Source organism: Gloeothece verrucosa PCC 7822, from assembly GCF_000147335.1.
Lineage (GTDB): Bacteria > Cyanobacteriota > Cyanobacteriia > Cyanobacteriales > Microcystaceae > Gloeothece > Gloeothece verrucosa.
Window position 1 is genome coordinate 4,037,471 of sequence record NC_014501.1, and the last position, 18,605, is coordinate 4,056,075.

18 protein-coding genes are annotated in these 18,605 nt (G+C 40.4%); 7 read left to right on the forward strand and 11 right to left on the reverse strand.

Annotation, left to right across the window (positions count from 1 at the left end; all coding sequences use genetic code 11):
• Window positions 1–118 precede the first annotated feature (118 nt).
• The gene (locus tag CYAN7822_RS17775; protein WP_013323642.1) at window positions 119–859 is read left to right on the forward strand and encodes a phytochelatin synthase family protein; all 741 of its coding nucleotides are present in this window, start codon (window positions 119–121) and stop codon (window positions 857–859) included.
• A 47-nt stretch (window positions 860–906) separates the two neighbouring features.
• Window positions 907–2,307, forward strand: coding sequence for a TldD/PmbA family protein (locus tag CYAN7822_RS17780; RefSeq protein WP_013323643.1), 1,401 nt, complete (start codon window positions 907–909; stop codon window positions 2,305–2,307).
• Between the two features lie 159 nt (window positions 2,308–2,466).
• Here the strand turns inward: CYAN7822_RS17780 and CYAN7822_RS17785 are convergent, their stop codons facing one another.
• Window positions 2,467–2,838, reverse strand: coding sequence for a hypothetical protein (locus tag CYAN7822_RS17785; protein WP_013323644.1), 372 nt, complete (start codon window positions 2,836–2,838; stop codon window positions 2,467–2,469).
• Between the two features lie 245 nt (window positions 2,839–3,083).
• The gene (gene era, locus CYAN7822_RS17790; protein WP_013323645.1) at window positions 3,084–4,040 is read right to left on the reverse strand and encodes a GTPase Era; all 957 of its coding nucleotides are present in this window, start codon (window positions 4,038–4,040) and stop codon (window positions 3,084–3,086) included.
• Between the two features lie 39 nt (window positions 4,041–4,079).
• On the opposite strand from era, the gene CYAN7822_RS17795 reads away from it, so the two are divergent.
• On the forward strand, window positions 4,080–5,825 hold the full coding sequence (locus CYAN7822_RS17795; protein ID WP_013323646.1) for an ABC transporter ATP-binding protein: 1,746 nt from the start codon (window positions 4,080–4,082) through the stop codon (window positions 5,823–5,825).
• An 80-nt stretch (window positions 5,826–5,905) separates the two neighbouring features.
• On the opposite strand, the gene CYAN7822_RS17800 is transcribed toward CYAN7822_RS17795, so the two are convergent.
• The 4 genes from CYAN7822_RS17800 to ruvA all read right to left on the reverse strand — a co-directional run bounded on the left by CYAN7822_RS17800 (window position 5,906) and on the right by ruvA (window position 7,892).
• Window positions 5,906–6,154 (reverse strand): hypothetical protein, encoded by a 249-nt coding sequence (locus tag CYAN7822_RS17800; RefSeq protein ID WP_013323647.1) that lies wholly within the window; start codon window positions 6,152–6,154, stop codon window positions 5,906–5,908.
• 272 nt (window positions 6,155–6,426) lie between these two features.
• The gene (locus tag CYAN7822_RS17805) at window positions 6,427–6,543 is read right to left on the reverse strand and encodes a photosystem I reaction center subunit VIII (RefSeq protein ID WP_013323648.1); all 117 of its coding nucleotides are present in this window, start codon (window positions 6,541–6,543) and stop codon (window positions 6,427–6,429) included.
• 69 nt (window positions 6,544–6,612) lie between these two features.
• Window positions 6,613–7,113: a photosystem I reaction center protein subunit XI gene (locus tag CYAN7822_RS17810; protein ID WP_013323649.1), complete on the reverse strand. Its 501-nt coding sequence runs from the start codon at window positions 7,111–7,113 to the stop codon at window positions 6,613–6,615.
• A 149-nt stretch (window positions 7,114–7,262) separates the two neighbouring features.
• Window positions 7,263–7,892, reverse strand: coding sequence for a Holliday junction branch migration protein RuvA (gene ruvA, locus CYAN7822_RS17815; protein ID WP_013323650.1), 630 nt, complete (start codon window positions 7,890–7,892; stop codon window positions 7,263–7,265).
• 148 nt (window positions 7,893–8,040) lie between these two features.
• Between ruvA and CYAN7822_RS17820 the strand changes: the two genes are divergently transcribed.
• Complete coding sequence (locus CYAN7822_RS17820; RefSeq protein ID WP_013323651.1) at window positions 8,041–9,729, forward strand: NAD(P)H-quinone oxidoreductase subunit 4; 1,689 nt, start codon at window positions 8,041–8,043, stop codon at window positions 9,727–9,729.
• Window positions 9,730–10,076: 347 nt separating this feature from the next.
• Window positions 10,077–10,868 carry an ergothioneine biosynthesis protein EgtC gene (gene egtC, locus CYAN7822_RS17825; protein ID WP_013323652.1) on the forward strand — a complete coding sequence of 264 codons (792 nt, stop codon included), beginning with the start codon at window positions 10,077–10,079 and terminating at the stop codon, window positions 10,866–10,868.
• Here egtC and CYAN7822_RS17830 read toward each other — a convergent pair.
• Window positions 10,852–12,225, reverse strand: coding sequence for a cytochrome P450 (locus CYAN7822_RS17830; protein ID WP_013323653.1), 1,374 nt, complete (start codon window positions 12,223–12,225; stop codon window positions 10,852–10,854). The genes egtC and CYAN7822_RS17830 overlap by 17 nt on opposite strands.
• A gap of 455 nt (window positions 12,226–12,680) precedes the next feature.
• Here CYAN7822_RS17830 and CYAN7822_RS17835 point away from each other — a divergent pair, with 455 nt between their 5' ends.
• Entirely contained in the window at window positions 12,681–13,154 is a 474-nt protein-coding gene (locus tag CYAN7822_RS17835) for a CRR6 family NdhI maturation factor (RefSeq protein ID WP_013323654.1), read from the forward strand.
• A gap of 55 nt (window positions 13,155–13,209) precedes the next feature.
• On the opposite strand, the gene proB is transcribed toward CYAN7822_RS17835, so the two are convergent.
• The 4 genes from proB to CYAN7822_RS17855 form a co-directional block, all read right to left on the reverse strand.
• Complete coding sequence (gene proB / locus CYAN7822_RS17840) at window positions 13,210–14,334, reverse strand: glutamate 5-kinase (RefSeq protein ID WP_013323655.1); 1,125 nt, start codon at window positions 14,332–14,334, stop codon at window positions 13,210–13,212.
• Between the two features lie 343 nt (window positions 14,335–14,677).
• Window positions 14,678–15,217: a YqeG family HAD IIIA-type phosphatase gene (locus CYAN7822_RS17845; RefSeq protein ID WP_013323656.1), complete on the reverse strand. Its 540-nt coding sequence runs from the start codon at window positions 15,215–15,217 to the stop codon at window positions 14,678–14,680.
• Between the two features lie 154 nt (window positions 15,218–15,371).
• The gene (locus CYAN7822_RS17850) at window positions 15,372–16,697 is read right to left on the reverse strand and encodes an RNA-guided endonuclease InsQ/TnpB family protein (protein ID WP_013323657.1); all 1,326 of its coding nucleotides are present in this window, start codon (window positions 16,695–16,697) and stop codon (window positions 15,372–15,374) included.
• A gap of 276 nt (window positions 16,698–16,973) precedes the next feature.
• Window positions 16,974–17,174 carry a hypothetical protein gene (locus tag CYAN7822_RS17855; RefSeq protein WP_157871824.1) on the reverse strand — a complete coding sequence of 67 codons (201 nt, stop codon included), beginning with the start codon at window positions 17,172–17,174 and terminating at the stop codon, window positions 16,974–16,976.
• 178 nt (window positions 17,175–17,352) lie between these two features.
• Between CYAN7822_RS17855 and hemH the strand changes: the two genes are divergently transcribed.
• On the forward strand, window positions 17,353–18,516 hold the full coding sequence (hemH, locus tag CYAN7822_RS17860) for a ferrochelatase (protein WP_013323658.1): 1,164 nt from the start codon (window positions 17,353–17,355) through the stop codon (window positions 18,514–18,516).
• The last annotated feature ends 89 nt before the right edge of the window (window positions 18,517–18,605 follow it).

The following is an 18,605-nucleotide window of genomic DNA, read 5'->3' on the forward strand; positions in this document are numbered from 1 at the left end:
AAAGCGGTAACAGTTAAATAGGCAAGTGCTGATGTTAAAAAAGTTTCTGGACAGTTTCTATAAAACCAGGAAAAATGCTCTAATTAAAAGATAGCGCTTTCTAATAGGAATATTGAGCATGAGGTTACACCGACGATCAAAACTTATCTTCTGTACCTTGCCAGGAATTATCGTAGCACTAGGTTTAACCGTTGAGAAACTCTTAGGACAAACCTTACCTCTTGCTCCTAACCTGATTAATTTTAACTCCACTGAAGGCGAAAAGTTACTACTCCAAAGCAAGGCCAGACAAGACTATTTTCCCCTCAGTATTCATTTTTTAACTCAGGAAAACCCGGCGTGGTGTGGTGTGGCGAGTATAGTTATGGTGCTGAATGCCCTTGGTATTTCTGCCCCAGAAGACCCCGTCCATAAACCTTATCATGCCTTTACTCAGACGAATCTTTTTGATAACCCGAAAACCTCACAAATTATCACAGCCGAACAGGTGTCACGACAAGGAATGACGCTACAACAGTTAGGCCAACTTCTAGAAAGTTATTCTCTCAAGGTTAAAGTCTATTATGGCAGTGAGGTAAGCTTAGAGCAGTTTCGTCAATTAGTGATGAAAAATTTAGAACAACCCAATAACTATGTCATCGTCAATTATTTGCGCTCTACCCTTCATCAGGAAAGAGGCGGTCATATTTCTCCTATTGCTGCCTATAATAAAGAAACTGATCGTTTTCTGATTTTAGATGTGGCTCGTTATAAATACCCGCCGGTTTGGGTAAGCGCCTCCGAACTTTGGCAAGCCATTAGAACTTTAGATCAAGCTTCTAATAAAAGCCGAGGGTTTGTGTTAGTAAATTCTCCTTGAAATCATCAGTGTTTAATCTATTAATATAGCTGATTTGCGAAGCAAATATGTCTAATCTCATCACCGAAAGTAAAAATCTCGTCACTGACTTAATTAAGCGCTACCGCGATCACGCAGATTTGATTACCATTCGTCTTGAACAGTCCCAAGGAAGCAGTATACTTTTACGAGGGGATAAGGTAGAAACCCTCAGCGAAGGGATCGCTATTGGTGGACAAGTGAGAGTCTGTCATCGAGGGGGGTGGGGGTTTGCTAGTTTTAATCAGTTATCGACCTTAGCTCAACGCATAGAAGAAGCTATAGGAGCGGCTAAAATGATCGGGGATGAAGAAACGCTATTAGCCCCGGTTGAGCCGGTAGAGATCGTTTGTCAATTGCCGTTAATAGGGAGAGATCCCCGTCAGGTTTCCCTCGCCGAGAAAAAAGCCCTCTGTGATCGCTATAACGACCTCCTCAAAAGCTACAGCGATAAAATCACCACTACTACGGTGCGATACGGAGACAGTGCCCAACATATCCTGATCGCTACTTCAGAAGGAACTTTAATAGAACAGTCTTGGAATGATTTAGAAATGCGTTTTTCGGCTACCGCCCGGAACGGTGAAACGGTGCAAACGGGTCGAGAAACGACGGGATCTCGTCGCGGATATGAAGATTTAACCAATCTCGAGGAACAGGTACGGGGGGCAGCACAACGGGCAGTAGAGGCGCTTGTTTTGCCGCCAGTCAAAGGAAATACTTATCGCGTTGTGATTGATCCTATTTTGACGGGTTTGTTTGTGCATGAAGCCTTTGGGCATCTTTCGGAAGCGGATATGCTCTATGAAAACCCTGATCTCTTAGAAGTGATGAGTATGGGAAAACGTTTTGGCCCAGAAGAATTGCAGATTTTTGATGGGGCTGCACCCGAAGGTCATCGAGGCAGTTACTATTATGATGATGAAGGCACCCCCGCTACTACGACTCAGTTAATTAAAGATGGGGTTTTAGTGGGGCGCTTGCATTCCCGAGAAACGGCCGGCAAGTTAGGAGAACAACCCACAGGCAATGCTCGTTGTCTGAATTATCATTTTGCGCCCATTGTTCGCATGACTAATACTTGGATCGAGCGAGGGAAAACCCCGGTTGAGGATTTGTTTGATGATATTAAAGAGGGGGTTTATGCTCGCAATTGGTTAGGGGGGATGACGAATGGTGAAATGTTTACCTTTAGCGCTGGCGAAGCTTGGATGATTCGCAATGGTAAGATTGCTGAACCGGTGCGAGATGTTACCCTCTCGGGCAATGTGTTTAAAACTTTAGCCAATATTGAGGCCATTGGCGATGATTTTTACTGGGATGAGTCGGGAGGATGCGGCAAAGGTGGACAAAGTGGGTTAGCAGTAGGAGCCGCCGGTCCGAGTTTAAGAATTCGAGATGTGGTGGTTGGCGGGGAAGCGGCTGAGTAGTTTTTCCGGTTTTAGTCTTTAGCCTTAAAATACAAATTTATTCCCCCTTTATCTTCCTATTCAATAGGATTGAGGGGGAAATTTTTTGTTAACTATTAGTCGATTCACTATAATTATTGGTGTTTTTTTAACTTATGGCAACAACTGATCCCAAAGTTTTTAGTCCTTATCTTTATCTGCCCCGGTGATCTTTTCTAGAGCATTTTCTACTTTTTGGGTGATAGATCTATCATCTTTAGAACTTCCTTCATTATACATATTCTCTTTGTCAGCATCCTCCTGAACTAGATTTAACCCTTTTTTGCGATCTTGGGTTCTTGCTCTTTCTTGAGTCGCATAGGGATTTTCACTAGCGGCACGATCAGTTTTGTCCTGAATAGCATTTAAGCTGGCCTCACCCATATCGGGGGGATTGACAATAGTAGCCACAGCAGGATTAACTATTAAAATACATAAAAACAGACTCAGACAAGCAGTAATGACTACTTTTAAAGAATTTTTTAGAGAGTTTTTCAGATGAGTCAATAGCATATTTATGACCTCTTTTTTGTTAAGCTTTTTACATTATTGAGGTAAAGTATAAAACTTAAATCACCCCTATGATTGAAACGTGAGTCTGCTTTTTTTTGTTAGTTTTCTCTCTTAAGATAGATTTGAGTCATTGGTCATTGGTCATTAGTCATTGGTCATTAGTCATTGGTCATTAGTCATTGGTCATTAGTCATTGGTCATTAGTCATTAGTCATTGGTCATTGGTCATTTTGCCCTAGTTTGGATCAACTTTCTTCTACCCGATAGCCAAACTCAGCTAAAAGTTGACGAGATTGCCGCCATTTTGGTTCAACTTTCACAAATAGATTGAGATAAACCTCTCCATCAATTAACTTTTGAATGGCTTCACGAGCGGCTGATCCGATCGCCTTAAGCATACTGCCATTTTTTCCGATAATAATCCCTTTTTGAGAATTGCGCTCCACATTAATTGCCGCGAAAACGCGAGTCAGTTTCGGGGTTTCTTCAACATTTTCCACCACCACCGCTACTGAGTGAGGAACTTCTTGGCGAGTCAATAAAAGAATTTGCTCTCGGATTAACTCTCCCATAATAAACCGTTCAGGCTGATCAGTAACTAAATCCGGAGGGTAATAATAAGGCCCCGGTTCTAAATGCTCAATTAATAAGTTTTGTAACTGTTCGGTTCCAGTCCCTTGAAGGGCTGAAAATTTAACCATCGGCCAATGGTGGAGTTGGGACAAGCGAGTATAACTCTCGTCAAGCGGTTCATAATTAGCCGGTTGCTGATCTGACTTATTTAAGCCTAAAATGACCGGAGTTCGCGTATCTTCTACCAATTCGATGATATAGCGATCCCCGCCGCCGGCTTCGATGGAACTATCCACTACCAATAAAACTAAATCTACGGCATTAATCGCAATTTGAGCGTTTTTCACCAAGACTTTGCCGAGTTCATGATGCGGCTTGTGAATTCCTGGGGTATCAACGAAAATAATTTGAGCTTGATCAGTAGTCAGAATACCCTGTAAACGGTTACGGGTGGTTTGCGCCACCGGAGAGGTAATGGCAACTTTTTGTCCGACTAATTGATTCATTAATGTTGACTTACCCACATTAGGACGACCAATAATGGCCACAAAACCCGACTTAAAGCCTTCTGGGGCAATGGGGATACTATAGGAAATGGGGGGTTGTAAGTTGGTGTCATCATGATTCATCAGTTATGATCCGAGGGTGATGTGCTTTGTTTATAAATAATGGTCAACCGACGACTCAAAAAATTATGGGGTTATCTGCTTCCTCACTGGCGAATGGTTTTAGCTGGTGTGGTCGCTTTATTAATTGTCAACGCCTTGGGTGTATATATTCCCCTCTTGATCCGGGATAGCATAGACGACTTACAAAAAGCCTTTAATTTTGGTAAAGTTTGGTACTACGTCGTCTTAATTTTGGTTCTTTCCTCGTTGATGTGGGTTAGCCGTATGTTATCCCGGATCTGGCTGTTTGGCATAGGTCGTCAAATAGAATTTGACCTGAAACAAAAAATTTTTCAACATTTATTGCTCCTTGAACCATCTTACTTTGCTACTCACACATCAGGGGATTTAATTAACCGCGCTACCAGTGATGTCGAGAATATTCGCCGTCTGGTGGGTTTTGCTGTATTAAGTATCATTAATACTATTTTTGCCTATGTTTTGACTTTACCGGCCATGTTCGCCATTAATATTCCTTTAAGTTTAATGGCGATCGGGGTTTATCCTCTGATGTTAATTACGGTACAGCTATTTAGTAAGCAGCTACGAGATCAACAGCAAGAGGTACAAGAAAAACTCTCTGATCTCAGTGAGTTGATCCAAGAAGATGTGAGCGGCATGGCTTTAATTAAAATTTATGCTCAAGAGGAAAATGAGCGCCTTGCTTTTAAATTTAAAAACTATCGTTTATTAAACGCTAATCTTAAATTAGCCCGAACTCGAACTCTTTTGTTTCCCCTGGTAGAAGGATTATCTACTGTGGGGTTGTTAATTTTGTTAATATTTGGCCCCAAAATGATCTCGTCGGGAGCAATTACTATCGGGGATTTTTTGGCTTTAATTATTTTAGTCGAGCGTCTGGTTTTTCCCACAGCTTTGTTAGGATTTACCATTAGTGCTTATCAACGGGGAGAAGTGAGTATTGATCGGGTTGATGCGATTTTTCAAGTTACTCCCAACATTAAAGACCATCCTAACAGTATTGTTCTGCCTCGAGAAGAAGTCAAAGGAAAAATCACGGCGAAAAATCTATCCTATACTTATGCCGGAAGTGCTACACCGGCGCTGAAAAATGTCAATTTTACCATTTATCCTGGAGAAACTGTAGCCATTGTGGGGCCTATAGGTTCTGGAAAGTCAACTCTAGCTAATGCCATTCCTCGTTTATTAGATATTCAAGAGGGACAATTATTTTTAGATGGTTATGATATTACTCAACTGCGTTTAGAGGACCTTCGAGGGGCCATCGCCTATGTTCCTCAAGATAGTTTTCTTTTTAGTAGTACGGTAAGAAATAATATCCGTTATGGCGATCCCTTCAAAGAACAACCCGAGGTAGAATATGTGGCTAAACAAGTCCAAATTCATCCGGAGATTCTCAATTTTCCTCAGCAATATGATACCTTAGTGGGAGAAAGAGGAATTACTTTATCGGGTGGTCAGCGTCAACGTACTGCTTTAGCTAGGGCTTTATTGGTGGATGCTCCGGTGTTAATTTTAGATGATGCTTTAAGTAGTGTAGATAATCAAACGGCTACTTTAATTTTAAATTATTTGTCCTCAGAACGCGGTAAGACAGTGATTTTTATTTCTCATCAATTATCGGCTGCCGCAACCACTGATCGAATTTTCGTGATGGATAGAGGACAAATTTTACAAATGGGTACTCATGCTGAATTGATTGATCAGCCCGGATTATATCAAAGTTTGTGGAAACAACATCAGTTAGAAGAAATTCTCAGTTAATAAAGGGTAGGATGCGTTGATTTAACACATCCTAGTTCTTTTCTAATGGGTTTTTAGTAGTATCCATAAACAATACTTACTTAGTCAAATTGTATTCTTCTGGCTAGTTCTAGAACCAAATTAATCCCATCTTTATCAGTCGTCAGTTCGCTAGTCAGGAAATAAAAATTAACTTGCTCAAGCATAAAAGCGTATTCTAATTGTATTTGTTGCCACAATTCTTCAGGTTTTTTGCAGTAAGCATTATAACGTAGGGCATCAAAGACATTGTAAGTGGCATGATTATTTTTACAAAGACAGCGTTCTAGTTCGAGTTGGCTAGTAATCATAATTGTCTTTCTCCTTTCCAAATCTGAGCAGTTTTAAGTATCTTAATAGTCCTGAGTTACATCTCTACTGATAGAGTTCCCATTTAGCCGCTCAAAAGTAACATATTTTTGAAACTTTTTAAAAAAACCAAAAACCGCTCTTGTTCTTAGTTTTAACTCTCTTTTTCTCAAAAAAGATAACTAATGGCTTTTTTAAAAAAAATACTCCACTTTTAAGGGAGTGGAGTATTAGTACCCTATTTTTTACTGTTGTTTCTAGACGACAGTATTAATTAGGCATCACTTTCAATGTAGAAAAACAATAGCCCCATAACCACCGCCGGGAATAACCAGGTGATGACGGGAATTAAAATCCAAGGTAAATAAGACGCGGCATAAGTACCTGTCATGTCAAAATCTCCTTTTGAGCAATAAATTGAGAGAAAAAAAACAAAAATTGCTATTTATTGATGCAGGGACTAATTATTAAAGAGTCCACGCATAATACCATCAACAACACCCAAATTTTCTAGAAGGAAGTAAGCCACAAAAGCGCCTCCCATTCCTCCAAGAAAGAAACCGGCGGTAAACTGACTCCAGCTTTCGGCCGTGTGGAAGGGGTTGCTTGGAGGTAACAGGCGAGTTTCACCTTCTTTAGCTTCGTTTTGGAAAGAGACTAAACCATAACTAGCTAGACAAGCAGTTGCAATCAGAATCAGTGCTAAACCAGAGATTAAACCTCCTAGATTTGCAAATTCTGAGTCCCGTAAAGGGCCAAGGACTACCCAAGGACCAATGATCCAGTAACCATGAGCCATCCCAATTTCTAAGCCTCGCAGAATGGGAGACAACCCACGACGATAGGCGGGTAGATTACCAATAAAGGCTTTGGTAAAGCCAGAGGCGGAAATAGGAGTTGCTAGGTGTCCTTCGAAAGGATTGTCATTATAAGGTTGAACAACCTGTGGGTATTCAGCCATCTTATTTGAGTTCTCCGGTTTACTAAATTCTAAGAAAACTTAAGAATACATTTTAAGCAAGGAGGGGTAATCCTACCCTGAATTTGTGCTGAAGCGTTAGAAAAGTTCATAGTTGTCATTGGTCATTGGTCATTGGTCGTTTCCTTTGTTTACTGACTCAGCAGTGTGATCGCACTTTTGAGCCATTCTTCTATGTTGGAATTTTTCAGCAGTTGGTTATCTTGACTGATGGCAGAAATCGCTCCTGTAATTTCTTCATCGCTATAACCCAATGCTAAAAGGGTCATCTCTACTTCTTCTAAAATTTCTTTGCGGGGAAGACCGGCGCTAACAGAAGTCTTTAAGCCCTGTGGCTGCCATTGGGATACTTTTGTTTTTAACTCTAGAAGAATCCGTTCAGCCGTCTTTGGGCCAATTCCTGGGCTTTTCGCCAAAGTCCGCCCATTATTACTCATGATGGCTCGCACTAATTCTTCTAATCCTAGGGTATCAATAAGAGCGATCGCTGATTGCGCCCCTACTCCACTCACACTAATTAACTGGCGAAATAAGTCTCTTTCTTCGCTAGTGGCAAATCCATATAAAATCTGTTGATCTTCCCGAATTTGTAGATGAGTGAATATTTGAATGGTTTGATCGTCGTCTAGGGTTAATTTTCGGGCAAGACGAGAGGGTATTTGAATCTCATAGCCAATTTGATTGACTTCCAAGATCAATTGAAGGCGGTTAGTTGCAGTTTTGTGGATTTGGATGGTTTTGCCTTTTAGATAATTAATCATCTATCTTTGTCTATACAATGGTTACCATAAATAGATTTTTATCCATAGATAAAACTATGGGGATCGGTATTGTAAAGATTAATGAACAAAAGTTTACATAATTTAGTAAAATAACGACATCCTAAAGATAAGTATTTTTACCTTGCTTATGATACTAGATCAATTCCCTTGGCTAAGTACGATCGTGCTGTTGCCGCTCGTCGCTTCTTTGTTCATTCCCCTATTGCCCGATAAAGAAGGCAAGAGCGTCCGCTTATATGCCCTGGCAGTAGGAATCGCCGATTTTGTTTTAATGTGCTACGTTTTTTGGAATCATTATGATCTCAGTAATTCTAGTTTTCAATTAGTAGAAAGTTATGCCTGGATGCCTCAAATTGGGCTAAACTGGTCTGTTTCTGTAGATGGGCTGTCCATGCCCCTAGTGCTGTTAGCTGGACTGGTGACCACTCTTTCTATTTTGGCTGCCTGGCAAGTTAATCTTAAGCCGCGTCTGTTCTATTTCTTAATTCTTGTGCTGTATTCCGCTCAGATAGGCGTATTTGTGGCCCAAGATTTGTTACTGCTATTTATTATGTGGGAACTGGAACTGATTCCGGTTTACCTGCTGGTGAATATTTGGGGAGGACAAAAGCGTCGCTATGCGGCAACGAAATTCTTACTCTATACCGCAGCCGCTTCTGTGTTTATCTTGGTAGCCGCTTTGGGAATGGCTCTCTACGGCGGTGAGCAAATGACTTTTGATATTGTTGCTCTGGGGATGAAGGATTATCCTCTGTCTCTAGAATTAGTATTATATGCGGGTTTATTAATTGCTTTTGGCACAAAGTTGGCTGTTTTTCCTTTACATACTTGGTTACCTGATGCTCACGGTGAGGCAAGTGCCCCTGTATCTATGATTCTGGCTGGTGTACTGCTCAAGATGGGCGGCTACGGATTGATTCGTCTAAATTTAGAAATCTTCTCTGATGCTCATGTTTATTTTGCTCCGGTGCTGGTGATTTTAGGAGTAGTGAATATTATTTACGGTGGCTTTAATTCGTTTGCTCAGTCGAATATGAAACGCCGCTTAGCCTATTCGTCTGTTTCTCACATGGGTTTTGTGCTGCTAGGAATTGCTTCCTTTACCGACTTGGGAATTAGCGGCGCGATGTTACAGATGATTTCTCATGGTTTAATTGCTGCGGTGTTGTTCTTCTTGGCAGGTGTGACTTACGATCGCACTCATACCCTATCTTTAGATAATATGGGTGATATTGGTCGGGTAATGCCGAAAGTATTCGCTTTATTTACCGCCGCTTCTATGGCTTCTTTAGCACTCCCTGGAATGAGTGGTTTTGCCAGTGAATTATCGGTCTTTGTCGGTTTAACCAGTAGTGATGTTTACAGTTCTACTTTCCGATGTGTGACTCTGATTCTCGCCGCCGTAGGATTGATTCTGACACCCGTCTATCTGCTCTCGATGCTCAGAAAACTATTTTATGGCTCTGATGCTGCACCCACTTGCGTTTTGAGCGAAGATAGTTGGGATAGCTTGGGTAATGATCAACCCGTTTGCTTTGGAACTAACTGCGTTCTACCGGTTAATGCTAAATTTAGTGATGCTAAACCTCGGGAAGTCTTTATCGCGGCTTGCTTTCTGCTGTTGATTATCGGCATCGGTTTTTATCCTAAGCTGGCGACACAGATGTATGATGTGAAAACGGTAGCGGTCAATGCTGAACTACGCCAATCCTACACAGAAATCGCCTCCGTTAATCCCAACATTTATGCTAAAAACTTTTTATGGCCTCAAAATTTAGACTCTGAAGTGGCACCGGTTTTGGGAATTGTTAAATAACTTAATGAACTTTTCTAACAATTCGTTTAATCTTGGTCCTCATCAACTCCCCGTCAAGACAATTTCATCAAAGCGAGTCCCCATCTAAAGTTGTTATTTGGATGGGTTTCTCATTAGAAACACCGAACTGAAAATCATATTTTTAGGCTTTATTTAACAATGTTTATCAATTTTTGTATTGTAGCGTACTACCTTAACGGTAAAGATCGGGTACATTCAAAATAAGTATAAATTTATGTTGAATACCCACCCTAAACTAATTAGGTTAAACTCAGCGATTTGCTGAGCTAAATCCCTAAGCAAATAGGGAAATCAACCGACATACAAATAACCGTTTATCAGATAATATGTGCCGTCTAGTAGGCTATTTTGGCTCAACCATTTCCCTCGATCAACTTTTGTATAAACCAGAACATTCTCTAGTGGTACAGAGTTACAAACCTCGGGAGATGGTCACAGGATTACTGAATGCAGACGGTTTTGGCCTGGGTTGGTATCATCCCGAAAAAGAAGCCCAGCCCTACATCTATAAAAATCTTTTACCGATTTGGAACGATAATAATCTAGCTCATCTGAGTCGATACGTTGAAACAAAATGTACATTAGCCTATGTTCGAAGTGCTACCCCCCCTCTAGCGGTAGATTATAGTAACTGTCAACCATTTACTTACAAAAACCTTGTATTTATCCATAATGGCTTTATTCATAATTTTCGCTCCTCTCTCTATCGCCCAATTCGATATACATTAGAAGATACAGCTTATCAATTAATTTTAGGCAGTACAGATTCTGAACATATTTTTGCTTTAGTGGTGAATGAGTTAGAGAAAAATCCAGAAATTTCTTTAGAAACAGCCTTAAGAAACACCCTTGCTACTCTGACAGCTTTAGCTAAAACCCATAGTGTTTATTTTTCGGCTAACATTATCCTCAGTGACGGACAGCAGTTAGTCGCCTCTCGATACTCCAATCGTGCCCCCACTTCTACCTTATACTGGTTAAGGGATGACCCCCTTTACCCCGATGGGGTTATTATTGCTTCTGAGCCTTTATTTGAAGGAAATTGGCACAAAATTGCAGAAGGGAGTCTAATTACCGTTAAACAGAGTTTAGAAGTTCAAATTACACCTGTTTTTTAAGTCGCATTTTCAGGCCGCCCGAAGGAGCAAAAGTAATGCCTCGACGGATAGCTTTAGGAGGACGCTGAAAAGGCAATTCTAGATGAACCTGTGATAAAACGGTAGCTAATACCAATTTCATCTCAAACAGAGCAAAAGCATAGCCTAAACAGCGACGATGACCACCCCCAAAAGGTAAATATTCATAAGGGGAAAATTGTTTTTCTAAAAAGCGTTCGGGTTTAAATTGTTTAGGTTGAGGATAGATATCTTCTCGCTGATGAATTAAATAAATACAAGGCAAAAGAGCCGTTCCTGCTTCAAATTGATAACCCATAATTTCAAAAGGTTCTTTTAATTGACGACTCAAGAAAGGCACAACCGGATAAAGTCTTAAAGTTTCAGACACAACCGCATTAAGATAGGGCAGTTTATTAATAGCGTTGAAATCGGCATTTTCATCTAAAGAGTTTAATTCCGCTAAAAGTTTTTGATAAATTTCTGGACGATAATGAATCCAATAAAAAGCCCAAGCTAAAGTATTAGCCGTAGTTTCGTGACCCGCAAACAGCATTGTCATTAACTCGTCTTTGATTTCTGTATCACTCATGGGTTGACCTTCTTCGTCCTCTACACTCAGCAATAGACTCAAAATATCTTCCCCAAGAGAGTCAGGATTATGTCTTCTGCGCTCAATTTCACTCTGCAAAATTTCGTGAATGAGCCGCTTTTGCTCAACAAACTGTCCCCAAGGAGTCCAAGCACCAAAATCTTTTTGTAATACCGGAAAAAATAGGAAAAAAGCATTAAAAGGAGAGTTAAATATATTAAGCCAAGCAGTCAAAATTTTTTCTAATCGTGCATATCTTTCCCCCTCATCTAAACCAAAAACCGTTCGTAAGATGACTCGCAGAGAAATTTGTTGAGTGTAATCACGAATAGAAAAAGATTTACCTTCTTGCCATTGTGCCATCACTTCTTTAGTCACATCAACAATGGTCTGACCGTAACTTTTCATCCTCTCTCCATGAAAAGGAGGCATTAACAGTTTACGTCGTTTTTGGTGTTCGATTCCATCGAGCAAAACTAAAGAATTATCTCCTAATAAAACCCTGACTGCCAAAGAGCTTTGTTTTCCCACCTCAAACAGGCGAGGATTAGCGGTTAAAACTTTTTCAACGGCTTTGGGGTCACTCAAAGCGACAAAAGCAGGAAATAAGGACGATTTAGGAGTATAAAAAATGTCTCCATACTTTTGATAGTTTCTCTCTAGCGATCCAAACTGATCCATTAAGGCTAGAATTGTTTGTATGATCGCAGGGATTTTTGGCCCGTCGGGGAGTTTAGCAGCCGCTTGGGTTGAAATTACGCTAGTCATTATTAATCTTCCTGGTTTTTCAACAAAGATTTAATTACTAATTTCTCTTTTTTAAGAGATAGGTAGATTTCTTATCAGTATAAACAATTAAAACTCTCCTGTGAATGGTGGCAGTTTGATTGAGTCTTGGTTAAAGAAACCGATTGTTATATAGCATTTCTCATTTTAGTGAGGTACATAGTTTTTCGATTTTAGGGAACAGGGAACAGGGAACAGGGAACAGGGAACAGGGAACGGGGAACAGGTAATAAAAAATAAAATTGAGGTGTACCTCATTGGTTTGAGAAACGCTATATAATCAAAAAAGCTAAAATTCCCTTTACCTTCTTGAATTATCCGAAAAAATTGCTCGTCTCATCGGGAAAGGAGAGAAACTCAAGAACAATTACTCTCCCAGAGGCATCAAATAGATCATTTATCTTGACCATTGTTCACCAACTAATAACCAATCGCTAATGATTACTATTGAATTAACTCAAGACTGCTTAGAAAAATTAGATTTGTCTCCAGTGACAACAGTAGTAGAAAAACTTTTACAAGAGGGAACCATTGCTTCCCAAGAGCAACAACTGAGTTTTGAAATTAATTATCCCCGAGAGGCGGCTGATCCTCGAGAACTTTCGGAAATTCCCGCAATAAGATTGTGGTTTGTGCGGTTGGATTCCGTTTATCCTTGGATTCCCTTTTTATTGGCTTGGAAAAGCGGCGAATTAGCCCGTTATACCGCTATGTTAGTGCCCCATCAATTCAGCCGCACAGAAGGCATTCAATATAATCCAGAAGCCCTAGAAATTTTTGTGATGCACAAAATTTTTATTCTTCATGATTGGTTAAACAAACAAAATATGCCAGCACTCTATCGCCTTAAATCAATGGCGCAGATTTTTGGTTATGAGTTAGATGATAATTTTTTTCAATTAATTCAATAGTCAATAGTGATTAGTAGGGTTTGCGCTCATTAGTCAGAGCGTTTTTTCCCTTTTCCTATTCCCCTTTTTGATAAATCACCAAATTATCCCGATGAATTACCGTTTCTTCTCCCACATATCCCAAAAGCAAAGGAATTTTATCAGAGTGATAACCTTTGATCTTTTCAATTTCTGCACTACTGTAATTAACTAATCCTCTGGCAATTTCTTTTCCTTGTTGATCGCATAACAAAACCGCCTCAGAATCGAGAAACTCTCCTTCAACCTGAGTAATGCCGGCGGGTAAAAGGGATTTACCCCCCTGACAAATGGCTTTAACTGCCCCGGCATCGAGAAATAATTTTCCCATCGGCAGTAACCCGTAAGCGATCCAACGTTTACGAGCGTTTTCAATACGAGGTTGAGGGATAAATTGAGTCCCTATGGATTCCCCCGCCAAAATTTTGACAATATTTTTCGGCTGTGTACCACTGGTGATCACCATTCTCACTCCCGCACTGGTGGCAATGCGAGCCGCCGCTAATTTGGTAGCCATCCCTCCAGTACCCCATCTGGAACCTTGCCCCCCCGCATCTACTTGTAAATGAGGGAAATCTTCATGATTAACTAGATTAATCGGTTGAGCATCCGGAACCAAACGCGGATCAGCCGAATATAATTGATCTACATCAGTTAAGAGAAATAACCAGTCTGCGTCAATTAAATTAGCCACTAAGGCAGAAAGGGTATCATTATCGCCAAAATTTAACTCTTCAACGGCTACTGTGTCATTCTCATTGACGATAGGAATAACCCCTAATTCAAATAAGGCAGCAAAAGTATTATAAGCATTGACATAACATCGACGATCAATTAACTCTCGCCGAGTGAGTAAAATTTGGGCGATGGGCTGCCCTAATGTATTAAATAAATCATCATATACCCGAATCAGCCGCCCCTGTCCTACGGCGGCTATGGCCTGTTTCATGGCGATATCTTTCGGGCGTTCTTTGCGGTTTAAGCGTCCACAACCGACTCCCACCGCACCCGAAGACACTAAAACGATTTGATATCCGGCTTGTTTTAAGCTAGTTAAGGTTTCTACTAATTCGGCAATGGTTGATAGGGCTAACTGTCCTGTGTCCGGTTTCGTTAGCGTTGAAGTGCCAATTTTAATAACTACAGTTTTCTTGTTGGTCATTAGTCATTAGTTATTAGTCATTAGTTATTAGTCATTAGTTATTAGTTATTAGTTATTAGTTATTAGTCATTAGTTATTAGCTGTGGATCTGGGATTATTGATTTTTTTGATTATTAACTGTTATCCTGATGACTAATGACTAGAAACTATTCCTGTTAAAGAACGCTGGCATCAGGATATTGTAGACTTTTCCGTTGCCAACGTCCTAGAGTATTGCCAATTATTTATATTTGGGGTCTTTATATCGGCTGACCCCATTACTATCTGTATATAGAATTCCCCATTTTTGACTCATCCTTGTCATTTTTAATCATTTCTTTATGTTTAGTTTTGTAATGGCTAATTAAGTTTTGTGAACTTTTGTTGCATGAGGAGCTAAGGAAATGCCCAATTTTTGGGAAAACCAAACCTCAAAATTCCGAATCGGATAGTAGCGGGCTGCCATAGCCGAATCTACCATAGGTTCGACTAAGATAGTAAACATTCCTAGTCGATTTCCCGCGAGGACATCAGTAAAAAGACGGTCCCCAACCATTGCCACTTGAGCAACCGGTAAATCCATTGCCTGAATAGCTTGGCGTAATTTACGTCGAGAGGGTTTACCGGCTCCAAAAAGGTAAGGAACACTGAGCGTCTGACCGATACGACCAATACGGTTTTCACTGATATTATTGCTCACTAACCAGATCACAGCCACTTTTCGGATTTGCTCTACCCAATCTTTTAAATCCTCAGAAACTGAAGACTCTCGCAGAGGAACCAGCGTTTCATCCACATCGAGGATTAACCCCTTGATGTCATGAGAAAGGAGAATATCGGGACTCAAATGAATGATGGTGTCTCCTAAAATTAAATCCGGTTGTAAAATCTTCGCTCTAGTCATAAACAGTAGTAAAGTAATATTTGGGGATTGTGATTAAGCTGTTATTTTTGGGCTTGAAGCACTTGCCAACTGCCACCGGCAAAGAGCAATTATTTACACTCGCTAAACCCAACCGAGTTCATTACAGTGACTAAATCATTGAGTTCTCCTCGCGTTAAAACGGCGAGGATTCTAAGCGGAAAGCTTCGTCGGGCTGAAGCCACCACGAAGCTTGCTTACGATATGATTTAGATAGTCTATCCAATCGATACCGTTGCGGGAGACTCAAAACTCCCCTAGTCACCTTGGCTAAAGAAACCTCTAGCTGTGTGATTACTTTACGAATAATATTAGCAGCAGCTTGAGCGTCGCAATTTATTAATTTCCCATTAGAAGTGCGATACAAACCTCTATTGACTCTTTTACCTGATGATTGCCACCCGTCAGGTTTTTCACCGACAGTAGGTAGCAAATCATTGTCTAAAAAAGAGCTTTTTGAGGTGTAACTTTCTTCTGTCTCGACGAACCGAATCCCATATGGTTCGCACAATTGGGCGATTCTGCTTTTCAGCTTAGCCATAGGAATCTGAACGAACTCTTGGTTATTCTTTCTCCCTATATTAATAGAGTCTTTTTGCCTCTTATTCCAACCAAAAACAATGGTAGATATATTATTGCGGAGACACCAATTAATAATAAATCTCGCAGATTTATTAACATTGTCTCGCATCTGACGGTTGCGCTTTTCCGTTAACAAGGCTAATTCATCATCCCAATAGTCTTGAGGTTTGCCTGTTTGGATTTTGCTAATGCGCTTGTTGTACCACTGGTTTTGGGATTTAACTTTTTTGCCGTCAATAATAAAAGACTTTCCCGTACTAGAAGTGCAAGTTAAAAGGTTGTCAACCCCGTGATCAATGCCTAGCACATTAGGGTTTGGCGACATTTCAACAAGTTCTTTTTGCCGATAAACACACTCTAAGTAAAAACAACCATTGCGAGGGACAATTCTAAATTCCTTGATGTCTTTATAGTTAAGATTGGTGGGCATGGGCAAAAGAAAATGATCAATCCCAAACCAAGCTTTTACTTGGTTGCCAAGAGGAATTTTTAGTTGATTATTTTCAATTAATTTAATCCATCTGCTAGGGCAAGCTACAACTGCCATTCCTCCTTTCTTGCGGTAATTAGGAACTCTTGGCTTATCAGCTAACTCTCCTTTCTTCCATAGTGCGAGTAACCGACGATAAGAAGTGAATGACTCAACGACATCATGCAATAGTTGTTGGGCGCAAGCAGAACGCATCGCCTTAAAATTAACATTGCTTTTTAGGGCTTCGTCAATTTCATACTTTCCGACATAGCGACTTGTCTTAAAGAGTATTTGCCGACAGTAATAAATAGCGCAATTCGCTAATTTATTGGCTTGTGAGCAAATAAACTCCAAAATCGCCTTAACTTCTTCGGACGGGTGAATTAATACTTGTTGGCATCCGTACATATTTTTTTCCCTCCCATGCTATTATAGCAATATCAATACAATATTATTGTAGTGTGATGCCGAAAAAAAAACCATTGCCCGTTTACTTAGACGAATATGAGCGAAGAGTGTTAGAGTTATTAGCGCAAAAATGGGGTTGTAGTTACTCCTCGGTCATAAAAAGATTGTTGCGAGAAGTGGATACGGGGGGATAAATCCCCCTCGTTCGCTCCACTGCCAGCCGTTAAAACGGGCTGGCTAACCCTCGCTCACCGCTTTTCTTGTTTTTAGCAGTTGTCAAGCGGTGGAAGTTTCCAACAACCCTAAAAATATAGCAAGTCTACGCCAGAATAAGCTATTGATACCTTGAGGGAAATCAATGACAGCAAAAATTTCCTGCGGTTTTAAAATGCGATACACTTGCCCATTGAGGTCGATGTCTGTCACGATAAGCTGACGAAATCGTCTTTCTCGGGCCACCCTAAGCACAGCACGCACGAGAGAGAAAATTATCTAGCCGGAGATATTGATAGCTCCCAGTCCTTAAAATCGTTATCAATTGTTAACCTCCGCGAAATTAAATAATGGGTGTTCTGTAATTGGGGTTACCAGAAACACACCTAATATTGTTAAACTTGGTAAAGAATATGAAAATTGTAGTCATCTATTAAATACTATGGGTCGCGTTGGGGTTCTATTATTAAATTTAGGTGGGCCAGATCGGATCGAGGATGTTCGTCCTTTCTTATTTAACCTGTTTTCTGATCCAGAAATCATCCGTTTGCCTGTTCCTTGGCTGCAAAAGCCTCTAGCTTGGTTAATTTCAAGTTTAAGAGCCAAAAAATCCCAGGAAAACTACCAGCAAATCGGGGGCGGCTCTCCCTTAAGAAAGATAACAGAAGCTCAGGCAGAAGCTTTAGAAAAACGCTTAGAAGAAATCGGCCAACCGGCTCAAATCTATATCGGAATGCGATATTGGCATCCTTTTACTGAAGAAGCCATTGCCCGCATTAAACGGGATCAGATCACAAAATTAGTCATTTTGCCTCTTTACCCTCAATTTTCCATTAGCACTAGCGGCTCGAGTTTTCGGGTGTTAGAAGAAATGTGGAAACAAGACCCCAGTCTTTCCCAGATTGAATATACCCTAATTCCATCTTGGTATAATAGTCTAGGATATTTACAGGCGATGGCCGATCTGATCCATCAGGAATTGACAGAAATTGCTAATCCTGATCAAGTGGAAATCTTTTTTAGCGCACATGGTGTCCCTCAAAGCTATGTTGATGAAGCAGGCGATCCTTATCAAAAAGAAATTGAGGAATGCACCCGCCTGATCATGAAAACCCTAAATCGACCTAACCCTTATACTCTAGCCTATCAAAGCCGCGTCGGTCCGGTGGAATGGCTCAAACCTTATACAGAAGATGCCTTAAAAGAGTTAGGAGAACAAGGAGTTAAAGAAATTTTAGTAATTCCGATTAGCTTTGTTTCTGAACATATTGAAACTTTACAAGAAATAGATATTGAGTATCGCGAAGTAGCAGAAGAGGCAGGCATAGAAGATTTTCATCGAGTACCTGCCTTAAATACTCATCCGATTTTCATTGATTCTTTAGCCCAGTTAGTCGTTCAATCCCTACAAGAAAATCCTTGTACCTTTGAGCAAATTACTCACCCTAAAAAGAATATGAAAATGTATCCTCAAGAGCGTTGGGAATGGGGCATGACCTCAGCCGCAGAAGTGTGGAATGGCCGTTTGGCTATGCTTGGCTTTATTGCTCTGATGATTGAGTTAATTACTGGTCATGGTCCACTGCATTTAGTGGGATTACTATAGCAATTCTCAAGTCCATGAGGTACACCATTAAAAGTAGAGATGTTCTAGGCAACGTCTCTACAAAAATTTAAGATTTTCAATTGAAATTC